We start from the raw sequence: 16,414 nt of genomic DNA, 5'->3' as shown, positions 1-16,414 counted from the left end.
CGCTTTCGAGGGTTGGCCAAGAACACGGCTCAGATGGTGACGTTGTTCGCCCTGTCAAACCTGTGGATGGCGCGTCGACATTTATTGGCGGGCACAGGAGAGGTGCGCGTGTAATACAGTAAATGGGGGCTGCGAAGCGCCTTGCTGCGCCCGGAAGGGCAGAAGAATGAAGAGAATGGATCAAATTTCGACGCGGGTCGTTTTTTGAAAAGTACTGACGGCTCGATAGCCGGAAAACATCCGGCTATTTCAGACCATCCTTAATAGAAAAGTCCTTAATGGAGTTTGATCGTGCGGATGAGCAGAGCATCCGTCTCGGGCGCTCGGTCCCTTCCAAACACAACGCTTCGGCGCCAGATATGTGGTTTGGTCATTTCAGGAAAGAATGATGCTTGCTCAGCGCAGCGATGAATCCCGCAACGTGCGCGGAATGGCTGAGCCGGGGCCGGCCAGTTGTGCATCGTTAGTGATTTCAAATTTCGCTTGATTATCAGTAGCAGAACTACCGCCAACGAATACCGTAAAGGTGCCTGACTCCACGGATCGCAACAGATCGTGGTTGAGTAATGCCCAGTCGTCTTGACCAAGCAAAAAGCTGACGGTCTTGCTTTCACCAGGTGCGAGCATGACTTTGGCGAATCCACGTAACACACGCACTGGACGTGTGATGCTCGCGACGTTTTGCCGCAAATACAATTGCACTGTTTCTTCCCCCGCTCGTTGACCGCTGTTATGGACATCTACTTGGACGTTTAACGTTTCATCGAAGGTAAGACGCTGTTTGCTCAGCCTTGGCGCGCTGTAGGTAAACGTGGTGTAGCTCAGACCGTGACCGAACGGGTATAGCGGCGTTGTTAGGGAGTCGATGTATTTCAACGTATAGGGATCGGTTTGGCTCGTTGGACGTCCGGTGTTCTTATGGGAGAAATAAATAGGCACTTGCCCGACCGTGCGCGGAAAGGTGATGGGCAGCCTCCCACTGGGGTTTACATCACCGAATAACACGTCCGCCACGGCATTGCCCATTTCTGAGCCCAAAAACCACGCTTCGATAATTGCGGGGATGTGTTCATCCAAGGTGGGTACGGCCAATGGACGGCCATTCATAAGAATGACCACCACAGGCTTGCCTGTCTTGATCAACGACCTGAGCAACGCATCCTGTGCTCCCGGCAGGTCAAGAGAGGTGCGGCTGCGTGCTTCGCCGCTCATGTCCGCTGTTTCCCCCAGCGCGGCCACGATCACATCGGCATCGACAACGGCGCGTTGGACCACGTCGATACCGGGTGTGTCCGGACTATCGGGGGAGGCTGCGGGGATGTAGACAATTTCAGACGAGGGCGATACAGCGCGCTTTATTCCCTCCAGAACCGTAATTGATTCTTCGGCACGACCATTTCCGGACCAGGCGCCTAATGTCGATACAGCGTCATTCGCCAAGGCCCCCATCACAACGAGTTTGCGCAGATTTTTGGGAAGTGGCAGAAGCGCATCCTTGTTTTTCAAAAGCACAATGGATTTTTGCGCAGCCTCTCTGGCCAGTGCGCGGGTCTGCGGCGACGACATCTGTGTAGTTTCGCGGACCGGGTCGCTGTAGCGGTACGGATCATCAAACAGGCCAAGGCGTTGTTTCGTCTGGAGTACTCGACGCACCGCTCCGTCAAGGGCATTTTGTGGAAGCTGACCACTGCGCACCAGTGCCGGTAGCTCGGCTGCGTAGTCACCGCCGACCATGTCGATGTCGACCGTTGCAGTGAGAGCAAGTCGGGCGGTGTCACGAGGTGTAGAGGCGACACCATGAGCCATCAGTTCTTTTATGCCTGTGTAGTCACTAATAACAATACCTTGGAAACCCCAGTCTTCGCGCAGCTTATGCCTGAGCAATTTTTGGTTGGCGTGCATTGGCATGCTGTCCACTTCATTGAAGCCGGGCATGATCGTGTCGACGCCCGCTTCGACGGCTGCGCGAAAAGGAGTGAGGTATGTCTCTTCCAACGTGCGCTCGGAGAGGTCGGAAATGTTGTAGTCACGGCCGCCTTCGGCTGCGCCGTAAGCGACGAAGTGCTTCGCCGTGGACAGGATTGTCGAGGTGGCGGGAGGGCCTTCACCGCTAAAGCCTCGTACGCGGGCAGTGGCGAGCGCGGCCCCTAGGAAGGGGTCTTCGCCAGCGCCCTCAACCACTCGGCCCCAACGCGGGTCTCGTGCGATGTCCACCATCGGGGCGAAGGTCCAATGCAAGCCGCTGGCCGTTGCTTCTATGGCGGCGGCCCTGGCGGTTCGTTGTGACAGGTCCGGGTCCCAGGCCGACGCCTCGGCCAGCGGCACCGGAAAAATTGTCCGAAAACCGTGGATGACATCGAACGAGAACAACAGCGGGATATGCAGGCGAGAGCCTTGAACCGCTTCACGCTGTAGTCTGCGAGTGTTTTCGGCACCATGCACGCCGATCAGCGAACCGGCTTGCGAAATGCCAATGGTCTCGCGGCCCTTGGTATCGATCACCGGGCCGGTGGGGGTGTTTTGCATGCCCAACTGAGTGAGTTGACCGGCCTTTTCCTCAAGCGTCATTTGTCCGATCAGTTGCTCGATGAACGCTGCGTCCTCTTGTTGTTTCTGGGTAAGTTCATTGGCTTGGGCAATGGAGGCCAGCCATGTGGCGACAATCAATTTACCGAGCATGGTTGCCGTGGCCAGGCGTGTCCGGTCCATGGCATCAGGCCTTCGATACGTGTGACGAGGTTTGCGTATCAGTTTGCTGTACTGCTGCTGCGGATTGAGCTGCGGCGGGGTGGTATTGATAAAGCCAGGTTTCGGAAAGCGTTTTTTCACTCAGGCGTAAAAACAGGCGCATTTCGATCGGGTCGTATCCCTCCGTATGCAAATCAAATATAGCTCGCCAATGGCCCGCCACTCCGTCGGGAATTGGCTCCACAACTACATCCGAAAAATTGCCGCTGGAGCTCCAAAGAACGGCGTCCGGCTTTGCGTCAAGGTCCAGCTGTTTCAACGGAGCTCCCAGAAACTCCACAGTGAATTTGCTTAATCCTCTAGGGCGCGGCCGCCCCGGTCGCCCCCCTCTACCCAAGCGTGTCGCCACGCAGCGAGCCAAGTCGGCAGGGTAGGGTTCGTCTGTTCGCCAATGCAGGCGATATCTAAAGCGGTGCTGACTACCGGCTTCTGCAGGAGCTTTAGGGACCCACATTGCGACGATGTTATCGTGAATCTCATCGTCTGTTGGGATTTCAATCAATTGAACGCTGCCTTCCCCCCAGCTTTCCAGAGGTTCCACCCACGCGCTGGGGCGTCGATGGTAGTAGACCGTATCCAGATAATGTTCAATGTTGCGATCGCGCTGTAGCAGTCCAAAACCTCGTGGATTGTTGTCCGAAAAAGCCGACGCCATGGTGCGTCCGGGGTTGTTGAGCGGTCGCCAGATGTGTTCCCCCGTTCCCGTCCAAATTGCAAGCCCATCGGAGTCATGGACTTCGGGACGCCAATCGTTGGCCTGACCCTTAACCGCCTCGCTGAACCAGAACATGGAGGTAAGGGGGGCAATGCCGAATCGATCGATGTCTTGGCGCAAAAACAACGCGGCCTCGATGTCCATTACCACGTCTTTTACATGATTGATCACAAAGCGATACGCACCACACAGGCTTGGGCCGTCGAGCAAGGCATAGACGGTCATCGTTTCTTGGTGCTCTTTGACGGGGGTTTCGATCCAGAAATGAGTGAAATCAGGAAATTCCTCCGCCTTGCCAGGCTGAGGAGCTACATCTAGCGCTATGCCCCGTGCCGAAAGGCCGTAGTTGTGTTCCTTACCAATGGCTCGAAAATATGATGCACCAAGAAAAGCGACCCAATCGTGATTGTTCCAACCGGGTTTCTTCAGGTCCCGTAGCCGATTCTCTTGGACGCGAAAGCCGGCAAAGCCGCTATCGGGAGGCAATGCCTGCGCGGGGCTATCGGCGGGTATGTTGAATAACGATTTGTCATATGGAATTTCTTGGACTGTGCCACGGGTGACGATATGTATCTTCACCGGAACGCGGAAAAATTTGCCCATGTGAAACAGCGCGACAGGATATTTTCCTGGGCCTTTGGCGAAAAGCGCTCGGGAAGTATCGAATCGAATCAGGTTCAGATCATCGTAATCGATCTTCGACAGATAAGGCTCAGCGGCAGTGTGAGGTCTGACGTAAGGCTTCAACGCCTTCTCTTCAGCCATCTGGACCAACGTGTCATACGTAAACGGAGCAGCATTCTCCACCTGCGCCTGCCCACCCACCGCCGTATCGATAACCTTAACCGCCCCCAATGCCGCAAAAAACGAAGCAAAACCAACCAGGTCGCGTCGTGTCAACATAAGCACCTTCAATAGACAAGTGAACCATCGGGGTGGATAGTCAATCGTGAGGAAGGTGACGTCTACTGTCAGAACTTACAGGTGTGTTGTGGATTCGGCGTAAACAGTCGGGTAATGCAGTGCGCTTGAGAGGCGTAAGGACCTTGGCGAGGGAGCAAGCTTCCTCGCCACAAGAGCGGGTGCGTACTGGCAAGCTACGCACCCGCTATTTCCAGCGGCTCAAAACTGTCCGCCTGCGCCATCTGCCACATCCGCGAATAAAACGCACCATTGACCTCACCCGTCAGCAATTCCCCCGGCCTCAAGAACACATGCAACTGTGAAAACAGTTTGATCTCAGTGGCCGACATACGCCGTACCAGATGCTTGGGCTGCAACTGTGACGGGTGCTCAAGCCCGGCGGCGGCGAGCATTTCGGCCAGGGCCTTGAGGGTGTTGCGGTGGAAGTTGTAGACCCGTTGGGCTTTATCCGGGACCACCAGGGCGCGCTGGCGCAGGGTGTCCTGGGTGGCGACGCCGGTGGGGCATTTGTTGGTATGGCAGCTTTGCGACTGGATGCAGCCGATGGCGAACATGAAGCCGCGCGCGGCGTTGGCCCAGTCGGCACCGATGGCCAGGACGCTGGCGATGTCGAAAGCGCTGACGATTTTACCGCTGGCACCGAGCTTGATCTTGTCCCGCAGGTTCAGGCCCACCAAGGTGTTGTGCACGAACAGCAGGCCCTCGCGCAACGGCACGCCGATGTGGTCGGTGAATTCCACTGGCGCCGCGCCCGTACCGCCTTCCTTACCGTCGAGCACGATGAAGTCGGGCAGGATCCCGGTTTCCAGCATGGCCTTGGCGATGCCCATGAATTCCCACGGGTGGCCCAGGCAGAACTTGAAGCCCACCGGTTTGCCGCCGGACAGTTCGCGCAGTTGCTGGACGAATTGCATCAGTTCGATCGGGGTGGAAAACGCACTGTGACGTGACGGTGAAACACAATCCTCGCCCATGGGGATGCCCCGGGTTTCGGCGATTTCCCGGGTGACCTTATGCTTGGGCAAGATCCCGCCATGGCCGGGTTTGGCGCCCTGGCTCATCTTGATTTCAATCATCCGCACCTGCGGGTTCTGCGCCTGGGCGGCGAAGCGTTCTGGGTCGAAGCGCCCTTCAGGCGTGCGACAGCCGAAATAACCGCTGCCCAGCTCCCAAGTCAGGTCGCCACCGTGTTCGCGGTGGTAGGGGCTGATGCTGCCTTCACCGGTGTCGTGGGCGAAGTTGCCCAACTTGGCCCCCTGGTTCAATGCGCGGATGGCGTTGGCGCTCAGGGAGCCGAAACTCATGGCCGAGATGTTGAACACCGACGCGCAATACGGCTGGGTGCACTGCGGGCCGCCGACGGTCACGCGAAAACCGCTGGGATCGCTCAGTGGGGCCGGGCGCATGGAGTGGCCGATGAATTCGAAGCCGGCCTGGTACACGTCGATCAAGGTGCCAAACGGTTTGTCGGCGCTTTCGTTCTTGGCCCGGGAATACACCAGCGAGCGCTGGGCCCGGGAGAAGGGCAGGGCGTCGCTGTCGGATTCGAGCAGATACTGGCGGATCTCCGGGCGGATGCCTTCGACCAGGTAGCGGATATTGCCCAGGATCGGATAGTTGCGACGCACCGCGTGACGGCTTTGTTGCAGGTCGAACACCCCTTGTAGGCTCAACAGCCCGGTCACCAGCGTGATCGGCCAAAGCCAGTCGTGTTGCAGGAACGGCAGGCTGGCGAGGGTGAAGATGACACAGCCGGCAAAGAAGGCGTAACGACTCAGCAGAGACAGGCTCATACGGTTTCCTTGGGGGGAGCGATGGGTGAGGCGGTGCAGGCATTCTGCGCTGTCGGCGAAACGGCGGGCAAGCCTGTGGCGAGGGGATTGTTCCCACAGATTCACAGGTTCACAGAAGTGTTGCTCAGCTCGCCTGCTTCATCTGCCGCACGGGCAATTCCACGCGGAAGGTCGTGCCGACGCCGACTTCACTGCTAACCGTGATCTCGCCGTTGTGTTTTTTCACGATGCCGTAGGACAACGACAGCCCGAGCCCTGTGCCCTGGCCAATGGGTTTGGTGGTGAAGAACGGGTCGAAGATTTTCTGCAGGGTATCGGGGGGGATGCCCGAGCCGTTGTCGGCGACTTCGATCCATACGGTTTCATCACCGACCCCGTTGCGCAAGGTGATGGTGCCGCGCTCGGGACCGATGGCCTGGGCGGCGTTGACAATCAGGTTCATGATCACCTGGTTGATCTGCGACGGCAGGCATTCCACTTCCGGCAACGGCGTGTACTCCTTGACCACGTCGGCCTTGTACTTGATTTCATTGGCGACGATGTTCAACGTCGAATCCATACCCTGCTGCAAATTGGCCATCTGCCATTCCTGGCTGGAATCGACGCGAGAGAAGTCCTTCAGGTCCTTGACGATCTGCCCGACCCGGCCGATGCCATCCTTGGATTCCTTGATCAGTAGGGGAATATCCTCGACGAGAAAGTCTAATTCCACCTGTTCGCGCAGCTTCCTCAAGTGCACCACCAGCTCCGGCGAGGCGATGGCCCCCTCGGCGCTGCCATAGGCGCTGAGCATCTCCTGGAGTTTGCTGAAGTAGCCGTCCAATGCCCCCAGGTTGGAAGAAATGAAGCCGATCGGGTTGTTGATTTCGTGGGCCACCCCGGCCGCCAACTGGCCCAGCGAGGCGAGCTTTTCCGATTGCACCAGCTGGCTTTCCAGCATCTTGCGTTCGTCGATTTCCATTTGCAGCAGCGCGCTGGCCTGTTTGAACGCCTGGGTGCGTTGTTCCACCAGGTCTTCGAGCTTGTTCATTTTCAGTTGCGCACGGGAGGTCATTTCCCATTTGGTGGTCAGGGTATTGGCCATCTGCTGGACTTCGATGTTGTCGAACGGCTTTTTCAGGATCAGCAAGCGATCGTGGCCGTTCAGGCGGTCCAGCAGTTCATCCCAGGAATAATCCGAGTACGCGGTGCAGACCACCACTTGCAGCAATGGGTCGCGCTTCCAGAGTTCTTCGATGGTCTTGGCGCCATCCCAGCCTTCGGGCATGCGCATGTCGACAAAGGCCAGGGCATAAGGACGCCCTTTTGCCGATGCCTCCAACATTTTGTTCAAGCCTTCCTGCCCGCCATAGGCCGAGTCGAGTTCGAACACGGTGGCAACAGGTTTTGGCGCATCGCCGAACAGCGCGTTTTCCATGTCCAGCAAGTCAGCGTTGCTGTCATCCTCCGGGGTGAGGATCTTGCGAAAATCTTCATGAATGGCGGGTGTGTCGTCGATCAACAGGATGCGGCGGTTACTCATGCGATTCATGGCTCACCTTCTGCAAGTTTTAGGGGCAATTGCAGTTCGAACGTTGCCCCCGTGCCTGGCCCCTCACTGTGGGCGGTGAGGTGGCCGTCCATTTCAATGGCCGCCAATGCGCAGCTGTGCAGGCCAAAGCCGTGGCCTTCCTTACGCGTGGTGAAACCGTGGGCGAAAATGCGCGTCATGTTGTCCTGCGCAATGCCTTCGCCTTCGTCCTTGACGCTGATTTGCAGGGTCTCGCCATCGATGACGGCGGCCTTCAAGGTCATGTTCCGCGCATGATTGGAAACCCCCGCCATGGCGTATTTGGCATTACTGATCAGGTTGATCAGGATCAACAGCAAGCGGTGTTTGTCGCCCATGATCCGCGGCACTTCGCCGTATTCTTTGATCACCGTAACATGGTGGCGGGTCAGTGCGCCGGAGTTCATGCGCAGGGCATCTTCAAGCAGTTCGCTAACGACCAAAGGTTCCAGCAGGCTGTTGGCCCCGGCATAGGATTGCTGGGTGGACACGATGTCCTTGATGTGGTCCACGCTCTTGCTCAACTGGGCCAGTTCGTCGCTCAGGCCCTGCTGCTCGAGTGCGATGGCTTCGACCAGTTGGTTGAGGTAGCCGGGCAGCAGCTTGCCTTTGGCGTCTTCGGTGAGAAAGTGCCCGAGGTCATCGGCGTGTTCGTTGATCAGTTGCATCGCCTTGCCCAGCCCCTGGGCCTTGCTGCTGCGCAGTTTGCGGCTGATCAGGTCGGCGGAAATGTTCACGCTGTTGAGCACGTTGCCAACGTTGTGCAGCACGTTGGTGGCGATTTCCGCCATGCCGGCCTGGCGGGCGGTGTCCATCAGCTCGCTCTGGGTGTCCTTCAACTGGCGGGTCCGTTCTTCGACCCGCTGTTCCAGTTCATCGTTGGCGGTTTGCAGGGCGTTGTTGACCCTTTTGATCTCGGCGAAGCTGCGTACCAGCCGGATCGCCAGCCAGATCAGGATCAATACCAGGATCGTGGCGAATACCAGCAGGTAGATGTGGTTGCGTTGGTATTTGGCCGCGGCTTTGCCCTGGTCTTTCTCCAGCAGGTCGGTGATGGTGTCCAGGCGGCTGGAGAGGGGGACCGCTTCGATGCCCCGCAACAGCTCATTGACCCGTGGCTGTTCGCGCAGGATCAACGCGATGTGCCTGCTCAGAATGTCAACGGGGCCTTGAAGCCCCAGGGGCATGCGCTCCTTGTTGACGTCCAGCCGGTTCAGGCCCAGCAGCACGTCGGCGGCTGCATCGCTGCTGCTGAGCTGGGCGAACTCCATGCTGCTGAGCAACAGGTCGTAGGTGTCGATGGCGACGTTTTGCAGTTGCAGCCGGTCCGCGTCGGGTAGCCGGGCGAACTGGGCCTGGATGTCATCTTCGGCGGAGGGCAGGAAGGCCATGGAGTTGCGCAGCACCGCGTTGTGGGATTTGAACTGTTCCACCAGACGGGTTTTTTCCTTGAGCGCCTTGAGGTACTCGTCTCGCTGGGCTTCCCAGAGTGACGGCTTGTGGCGCCCGGACTCCGATTCAAGGGTGTCGAGACGTTGCCACAGGCGCCTCATTTCATACAGGGGGGTGACCAGGGGGTCGTAGTTGTGGGTCAGGGCGATCCGCGACTTGAGCACTTCGTTGTCCCAGATGGCGTCTTGCTGCTTGAGCAGGCGGATCAGGTCCCGGGACTCAATGTACGAGGCGGCCTGCTGGGCCCCCGAATTGATGTACATGAACAACAGGACTGAAGTCAGCAACAGGCCGATGAACGCAAGCCCCAGGCGACGAAGAAGGGTCATAGGGGCTTGCCCTCCGATTCACCGGTCAGGGTCTTGAGGAACTCGACAATCAGGGCCGTATCGTTCTTGAGGGGCTCACGACCCAGTTGGTACTTGAACATGACCTCCACCGCGTGTTCCAGGGTCGGTGCCGAGGCGTCATGGAAATACGGGGCGGTGACGGCCACGTTGCGCAGGCTCGGCACCTTGAAGACCTGGCGGTCGTCGTCGTCGCCGGTAATGTTGAAGCGTCCTTCGTCGGCTCGGGTAGGGTTGCCCCGGTCCTTGAAGTAGTCGCCCATGACCCCGAACTTCTGGAACATGTTGCCGCCAACGTTCACGCCTTGATGGCAAGCGATGCAGCCGTACTCCTTGAAGCGCTGGTAACCGAACTTTTCCCGGGGCGTGAGGATGTCGGTATCGCCCAGCAGGTATTGGTCGAAGCGCGAATTGGGGGTCTGCAAGGTGCGCTCGTAATCCGCCAGTGCACCCTGGACATTGGACTTGGTCACGCCATCGGGGTAAGCGTCCTTGAAGTCCTTGGCATAGCCGGGGTCATCGGCGATGCGCTTGACGACCGATTCCCAGGTGCTGCCCATTTCCACCGGGCTGGTCACGACCACGTGGACCTGTTCTTCCAAGGTGTCGACGCGGCCATCCCAGAATTGGTGGAAGTTCAGGCTGGCATTGAACACGGTGGGCGTGTTGACCTCCACGGGCTTGCCATCGAAGCCCAAGGAAAACGGCTTGTCGTCGGCGCCGCCCTTGTCCAGGCGATGGCAACTGGCGCAGGACAGGGTGTTGTTGACCGACAGCCGCGGGTCATTGAACAGCCGCAGCCCCAGTTGGACGCGCTTGGGGTCCAGGGTCGGAATCGGGGGCAGGGGTTTGAGGGGTTCGTCCAGTGGTTCGGCGTGAGCGGTCACGCTTGATCCCACGAGCAGGCCGAGAGCCAGAATCAATCCATGTGACGCCATGGGGTGCTTTCCTTGAAACTTTGGTTGATGACACTCAGGTGTTCACGAAAACGGGTTCTGGCGTTTTTCCCACTCGGTCATCCAGTCGGCAAAGGCCTGCGGTTCGACGGCCTTGCTGAAGTAATAACCCTGAACCTCCTCGCAGTGGTGCTTCTTGAGAAATTCCAACTGCTCGAGGGTTTCCACACCTTCGGCAATGATGTGCAGGTTCAGGCTCTTGCCCAGGCTGATGATGGTGCTCACCAGCTTGGCGTCGTTGCTGTCGATGCTCAGGTCACCGACGAACGACTGGTCGATCTTCAACACATCCACCGGAAATTTCTGCAGGTAGCTCAGGCTCGAATAGCCGGTGCCGAAGTCGTCGATGGCCAGGCGAATCCCCAGTTGCTTGATGGCCTTGAGGATGGCGACCGTGGTATCGACGTTCTGCATCAGTACGCTTTCGGTGATCTCCAGTTCTAACTGTGTCGGGTCCAGGCCGGTTTCCTTGAGGGTGCGGGCGATGCCTTCGACGAAGCCGCGCTGGCGAAAATCGATGGCCGAGACGTTCACCGACAGGTACAGCGGGCGCATGCCCTGGGCTTGCCAACGACAGGCCTGTTGGCAGGCTTCCTGGAGCACCCATTGGCTCAGCGGAACGATCAGGCCGCTGTCCTCGGCGACCGGAATGAAATCCGACGGGTAGACCAGGCCATGATCCGGCCTGTCCCAGCGCACCAACGCCTCGACACCGACGACCTTGCCGCTCTTGAGGTCGAGCTTGGGTTGGTAATGCAGCACGAATTCCTTGCGTTGCAGGCCCAGGCGCAGGCCGGACTCGATGGTCTGCTGCTGCCGCGCCCGACGGTTCATGTCTTCGGTAAAGAAGCGGTAGTCATTGGGGCCGGTTTCCTTGACGTTGCGCATCGCTGTCTCGGCTTTCTTGATCAGCCCCACGGCGTCGAAACCGTCGGTGGGGTACACGCTGATACCCAGGCTCGCGGTGACGCTCAGGTCATGACCGTCGATCGGTTGCGGGGAACTGATGGCCGCCAGCAGTTTGTCGGCCACGCCTTTGGTTTGCTGCGGGTCGACGATGTCTCCCAGTATGACTACGAACTCATCGGAACCGTAGCGAAACACCGAATCGGATTCACGCACCACGGTGGCCAGCGTCCGCGCCACCCGCTTGAGCAATTCATCGCCCACGGGATGCCCCAGCGCATTATTGATGCGCTTGAAGCGGTCCAGGCCGATGAACATCACCGCCAGTTGCCGGTCGTGCCGGCGGCACTGGGCCATGGCCTGGGTCAGGCGATCACCAAGCAACATGCTGTTGGGCAACTCGGTGAGTACGTCGTATTGCAGCAGGTGGGACACCTTGAGCAATTCCTGGACGCGCTCTTCGATCGTGTGTTCCAGGCTGCGCATTTTTCTCGCCGCATCCTGGGCCAGTTGCCATTTCCAGGTCATGGCGCTGGCCATCTGGCGGATTTCCAGGGTGTCGAAGGGTTTCTTGAGGATCAGCAACTGATCGTCGAACTCGATCCGTTCGGACATGGTTTCCCAGGAGTAGTCCGAGAATGCCGTGCACAGGGCGATTTGCAGGCGCGGGTCGGCCTCCCACAGCCGCTCGATGGTTTGCAGGCCGTCCCAACCCGGTGGCATGCGCATGTCAGCGAACACCAGCGCATAGGGCTGGCCTTCAGCCTGGGCACGCTTGACCAGCTCCAGCGCCTCCTCGCCCTGGTAGGCCGAGTCGATCTGGAATTGCAGCCGGCTGACCTGCGGGGTGTCAAACAGCAGGCTCTCGGTGTCGTCCAGTGAATCATCGCCGCCGGCGCTGGGGCTGAGGATCTTGCGAAAGTCCTGGTGGATCGCTGGCGTGTCGTCCACCACCAGGATTCGCCGGTTGGCAGGTAACGACATGGGGTTCATCGATTGCTCTCCGATAGCCGGCTCGCTGGTCGGGTCCAGTGGTCTGTTGCCGGAACGATGGTGCCGGCCTTGAGTAGTTCGGCGGCCTGGCCGCTGTCGACCGCGGTGCTGAAGTAATGCCCCTGGGCCTGTATCTCCCCGCCGCTGGACATCAGCGTGGTGCGTTGCTCCTGGGTCTCGACACCCTCGGCAATGATCCCGATGCCCACGTCCCGGGCGAAGTTGATGATCGCCCGCAAGGTCGTGGCGTTCTCGGGGTCGGCGTTGGCGCTGTCGAGAAAACGCTGGGCGAGCTTGAGGTGATTGACCCGGTAGGTCTTGAGGTAATCGAACGAGGAGTACTCAGTGCCGAAATCATCGATGGCGATCTGTACGCCCAATTCGCAGAGGCGCGGCAGTACATCGTTGTGGGTCCACTTGGTCTGGGCCAGGGTGGCTTCGGTGACGTCGAAACGCAGGTCCCAGGGCGCCAGTTCCCAGCGCGCGGTGGTGCGCAGCACGTCGTAGATCAGTTCCGGGCCGGTCTTGAGCTGGGTCAGGGACAGGTCGATGGCGATCACCGGGGGGGCCATGCCCTGGTCGCGCCATTGGCGCATTTGTTGGCAAGCCTGGTCCAGTACCCAATGCCCCAGGCCAATGATGATCCCGCTTTTTTCGGCGGCGGGCATAAAGGCCGCCGGTTCCAGCCAGCCACGTTGGGGGTGGTTCCAGCGCACTTGCACGCCCATGCCGAGGATCTTGCCGGTGCCGAGGTCGACTTCCGGCAGGTAGTGCAGGTGCAGTTCGTTGTTTTCAACGGCTTGGCGCAGGTCGTTGGCGAGGGCGACCCGGTCGGTGACTTCCTGGTTAATTTCCTCGTTATGGAAATGGTACTGGTTGCGGCCCTTTTCCTTGGAGCGGTACAGGGCCATGTCGGACTGCGCCATCAGGTTGTCGGCACTCAAACTCTGCGGGGTGTAAAGGGCGATGCCGATGCTCACCGAGATCCGCACGTCGTTGCCGTCCAGGGTATACGGCGCCACGAGGGCATCGAGGATCTTGCCCGCCAGTGCGGCGCAATGGGTCGCTTCATAGACGTCCAGTTGCAGGAGGGCGAACTCGTCGCCGCCCAGGCGCGCCACCACATCGTTTTCCCGGGTACAGGCCTTGATCCGCGTGGCGACTTCCTGCAACAGCAGGTCGCCGATGGGGTGACCCAGGGTATCGTTGATCCGTTTGAAGTGGTCCAGGTCCAGGTAGAACATCGCAAACGGCGCCGCACCCCGACGAGCGGCGGCGAAGGCCTGGTGCAGGCGCTCGATCATGGTGGCGCGGTTGGCCAGCCCGGTCAGGCTGTCGGTGCGGGCCAGCAGGGCGATTTTTTCTTCGGCCAGCTTGCGCTCGGTGATGTCGAGGATGATGCCCTCTATTTCCAGCAACAGACCTTGCTCGTTGCGCACCGGGATGTAACGGTTCTCCACCCAGCGGAACGCGTTGTCGCCGGTGCGCATGCGGAACTCGATGGAGGCCCCTGCGGAATCGCGGTCCAGGACGCGGACCATGGCCTCATGGACCTTGTCCTGGTCGTCGGGGTGGATCAGGGTTTGCGCCCAGTCCGGCGAGCTGATCAGTTGCGCTGCGACATGGCCGAACTTGGTGATGTTATGGGAAATGTACATCAAGGCGAACGGCGGCTCGCCCCGCAGGCGATAGAGGATGGTCGGGCTGTTCTGCACGATGATGTTGGCGTCGGCCAGTTCCCGGGTGCGCTCCTCGACCGCGCGCTCAAGCATGTCCATTTTCAGCGCCGCGTCCTCGGTCATCTGCCATTTGACGGTCAAGGCGCTGGCCATCTGGCGGATTTCGATGGCATCGAAGGGTTTTTTCAGGATGAGCAGGCGGTCGCCCAGTTCAAGGCGATCGGCAATGTCCTCCCAGGAATAATCCGAGTAAGCGGTGCACAGGGCCACTTGCAGCTTGGGGTCGGCGCGCCACAGCCGTTCGATGGTTTCCAGGCCGTCCCAGCCCGGTGGCATGCGCATGTCGATGAACGCCATGGCGTAGGGGTGCCCTTGGGCCTGCGCCGTTTCGACCTTGTTCAAGGCTTCCATGCCCTGGAACGCCGAGTCGAGCTCGAAACTCATGCAGGAAACCGCCACCGGCGAGCCGAACAAGGCTTCTTCGGCGTTGCTCAAACTGTCTTCGGTGTTCGCCTGGGGGCTGAGGATCTTGCGAAAATCCTCGTGGATGGCCGGCGTGTCGTCGACGATCAGGATCCGCCGATTGGTTTTATCCAAGGGCAAGCTCATGGCCGTGCACCGTTTTGATGCTGACTATAGAACCCTGGAAACATCTGATATCCCTTTCGCTGGCATGAGTATTCGGCCGGTACTTGGCCCTTCATGGGGTAGAGCATAGTCGTCCGATCGGGATGCGCTCGGCCCGTGATGGCAAATGTGTCTAAATGTTCGCAATCTACTAGCCTGTATTTCGGGGGTAAGGTAGAACGGTTGTCGTGAATAGGAGGGGGGGTTCAAATGGAAGATCAATCGCCGGATGTTTCAGTAAGAAAGCCAGCGGTGCTGTTGGTCGATGACGAAGAGTCGATCCTCAATAGCCTGCGTCGGCTATTGCGCAGCCAGCCGTACGAGATCCTGCTGGCCGACAGTGGCGCCAAGGCCCTGGAAATTCTCAAGGAGCGGTCGGTCGACCTGGTGATGACCGACGCGCGCATGCCGAACATGGATGGCGCCGCGCTGCTGGCCGAGATCCGCAAGCTGTACCCAACGACCTTGCGCATCCTGCTCACCGGTTATGCCGATGTGGACATGATGACCAAGGCCATCAACGAGGGGCAGCTCTATCGCTACCTCAGCAAGCCCTGGAACGATGAGGAGTTGGTCCAGGCCTTGCGCCAGGCCCTGGCCCACCAGCATTCCGAAAGCGAGCGCCAGCGCCTCGAAGCGCTGAACCGCGAGCAGAACCAGCAACTCAAGACCCTGAACGCCACCCTGGAAAAACGGGTGGCGTCGCGCACTTCCGAGCTGCAGCAGACCGCCGACATGCTCGATTTGGCCTATGACGAGCTCAAGCGCAGCTATGTGACCAGCACCGAAGTGTTTTCGCTGATCGCCAACCTGCGCCTGCCCAAGTCCAAGCAAACCAACCGGCAGATCATCGAGTTGATCAGGGTCTACAGCCGGCTGCATTTTCTCGATGAGTCCACCGACCGTGATCTGACCATGGCCGCGGCGCTCTACAACATTGGCAAGCTGAGCTGGACCGACAACATGATGGTCACGCCCGCCGACATGCTGCACCACACTGAACTTGAGCTCTATCGGGCCTATCCGAAGCAGAGCGAATCGCTGCTGATGACCCTGGACCCGATGAAGGACGCGGCGCGGATCATTCGCCATCACCAGGAGCGTTGGGACGGCAGCGGCTTCCCCGAGCACCTCAGGGGCGAGGCCATTCCGTTTGGTTCGCGGCTGTTGAAACTGGCGGTGGACTTCATCGAGCTGCAGCGCGGGTTGATCCTGGAGCGGCAGATGAACAGCGACGAAGCGCTGGTCTACATCCGCAAGTACGCCGGCAAGCTGTACGACCCGGATATGATCGAGGATTTCATCAAGGCGTGTGCCGAATACCTGGAAGACGTGACCCTGTCGGACCCGACGGTACAAGTCTCCACCACGCGCGAATTGACCGCGGGGATGATCCTGGCGCGCAACCTCAATGCCGACAACGGCATGTTGCTGCTCAACGCTGGCAAAATCCTGAGTGGGCCGTTGATCGAAAAACTCATTGCCTTCGAATCGATGGAGGGGGCCCGTTACAGCGTGTTCGTCAAGATTCCCGAGGAGGAGGCCGATCCTACGACGCCGAAGCCGATTTTGGGGTGACTGGGGGTTGGATTGGATTGGGTACATATCCGTTGCTGCGGTAACGGCGGCTTAGGGTTCCGCCCTGACGGCGGGTCACTTTTGGAAGAGCGCCAAAAGTAACCAAAAGCGCTTTGCCCCACCACTCGGCACCTCGCTCAGGCTCGG

Annotated in this window: 9 protein-coding genes and 1 pseudogene; 2 read left to right on the top strand and 8 right to left on the bottom strand. The window is 59.2% G+C overall.

Translation table 11 applies throughout. The features are described 5' to 3' along the window. Positions 1-114 (top strand): annotated as a pseudogene (locus AACY31_RS23510) (IS5/IS1182 family transposase); the annotation flags it as partial. A gap of 282 nt (positions 115-396) precedes the next feature. Here the strand turns inward: AACY31_RS23510 and AACY31_RS23505 are convergent. The 8 genes from AACY31_RS23505 to AACY31_RS23470 all read right to left on the bottom strand — a co-directional run bounded on the left by AACY31_RS23505 (position 397) and on the right by AACY31_RS23470 (position 14,671). After that, on the bottom strand, positions 397-2,709 hold the full coding sequence (locus AACY31_RS23505) for a glycoside hydrolase family 3 N-terminal domain-containing protein (RefSeq protein WP_339505140.1): 2,313 nt from the start codon (positions 2,707-2,709) through the stop codon (positions 397-399). A gap of 4 nt (positions 2,710-2,713) precedes the next feature. Then, complete coding sequence (locus tag AACY31_RS23500; RefSeq protein ID WP_339475694.1) at positions 2,714-4,366, bottom strand: glucan biosynthesis protein; 1,653 nt, start codon at positions 4,364-4,366, stop codon at positions 2,714-2,716. A 194-nt stretch (positions 4,367-4,560) separates the two neighbouring features. Further along, positions 4,561-6,180, bottom strand: a complete 1,620-nt coding sequence (locus AACY31_RS23495; protein ID WP_339475692.1) for an FMN-binding glutamate synthase family protein — start codon at positions 6,178-6,180, stop codon at positions 4,561-4,563. 124 nt (positions 6,181-6,304) lie between these two features. Continuing rightward, positions 6,305-7,711, bottom strand: coding sequence for an ATP-binding protein (locus AACY31_RS23490; protein WP_339475688.1), 1,407 nt, complete (start codon positions 7,709-7,711; stop codon positions 6,305-6,307). Beyond that, entirely contained in the window at positions 7,708-9,510 is a 1,803-nt protein-coding gene (locus AACY31_RS23485; RefSeq protein ID WP_339475686.1) for a DAHL domain-containing protein, read from the bottom strand. Before AACY31_RS23485 ends, AACY31_RS23490 begins: the two co-directional genes overlap by 4 nt. Continuing rightward, a complete protein-coding gene (locus tag AACY31_RS23480; RefSeq protein ID WP_339475683.1) occupies positions 9,507-10,466 on the bottom strand; it encodes a cytochrome-c peroxidase in 960 nt (319 codons plus the stop codon). The genes AACY31_RS23485 and AACY31_RS23480 overlap by 4 nt, the downstream gene beginning before the upstream one ends. Positions 10,467-10,508: 42 nt before the next feature. Beyond that, positions 10,509-12,383, bottom strand: coding sequence for a putative bifunctional diguanylate cyclase/phosphodiesterase (locus AACY31_RS23475; protein WP_339505139.1), 1,875 nt, complete (start codon positions 12,381-12,383; stop codon positions 10,509-10,511). Further along, complete coding sequence (locus AACY31_RS23470; RefSeq protein ID WP_339505138.1) at positions 12,380-14,671, bottom strand: GGDEF/EAL domain-containing response regulator; 2,292 nt, start codon at positions 14,669-14,671, stop codon at positions 12,380-12,382. Before AACY31_RS23470 ends, AACY31_RS23475 begins: the two co-directional genes overlap by 4 nt. Before the next feature lie 228 nt (positions 14,672-14,899). Here AACY31_RS23470 and AACY31_RS23465 point away from each other — a divergent pair, with 228 nt between their 5' ends. Beyond that, complete coding sequence (locus AACY31_RS23465; protein WP_339492061.1) at positions 14,900-16,267, top strand: HD domain-containing phosphohydrolase; 1,368 nt, start codon at positions 14,900-14,902, stop codon at positions 16,265-16,267. The last annotated feature ends 147 nt before the right edge of the window (positions 16,268-16,414 follow it).

The sequence above is a fragment of the Pseudomonas sp. RL_105y_Pfl2_101 genome, from assembly GCF_963970585.1.
In the GTDB taxonomy this organism is placed as follows: Bacteria; Pseudomonadota; Gammaproteobacteria; order Pseudomonadales; family Pseudomonadaceae; genus Aquipseudomonas.
This window is presented reverse-complemented; position numbering and strand designations above follow the sequence as displayed.

Coding starts and splice junctions, on each gene's coding strand:
- AACY31_RS23475 (WP_339505139.1), bottom strand. CDS start 12,383: ATGAACCCCATGTCGTTACCTGCCAACCGGCGAATCCTGGTGGTGGAC.
- AACY31_RS23470 (WP_339505138.1), bottom strand. CDS start 14,671: ATGAGCTTGCCCTTGGATAAAACCAATCGGCGGATCCTGATCGTCGAC.
- AACY31_RS23495 (WP_339475692.1), bottom strand. CDS start 6,180: ATGAGCCTGTCTCTGCTGAGTCGTTACGCCTTCTTTGCCGGCTGTGTC.
- AACY31_RS23490 (WP_339475688.1), bottom strand. CDS start 7,711: ATGAATCGCATGAGTAACCGCCGCATCCTGTTGATCGACGACACACCC.
- AACY31_RS23505 (WP_339505140.1), bottom strand. CDS start 2,709: ATGGACCGGACACGCCTGGCCACGGCAACCATGCTCGGTAAATTGATT.
- AACY31_RS23465 (WP_339492061.1), top strand. CDS start 14,900: ATGGAAGATCAATCGCCGGATGTTTCAGTAAGAAAGCCAGCGGTGCTG.
- AACY31_RS23500 (WP_339475694.1), bottom strand. CDS start 4,366: ATGTTGACACGACGCGACCTGGTTGGTTTTGCTTCGTTTTTTGCGGCA.
- AACY31_RS23480 (WP_339475683.1), bottom strand. CDS start 10,466: ATGGCGTCACATGGATTGATTCTGGCTCTCGGCCTGCTCGTGGGATCA.
- AACY31_RS23485 (WP_339475686.1), bottom strand. CDS start 9,510: ATGACCCTTCTTCGTCGCCTGGGGCTTGCGTTCATCGGCCTGTTGCTG.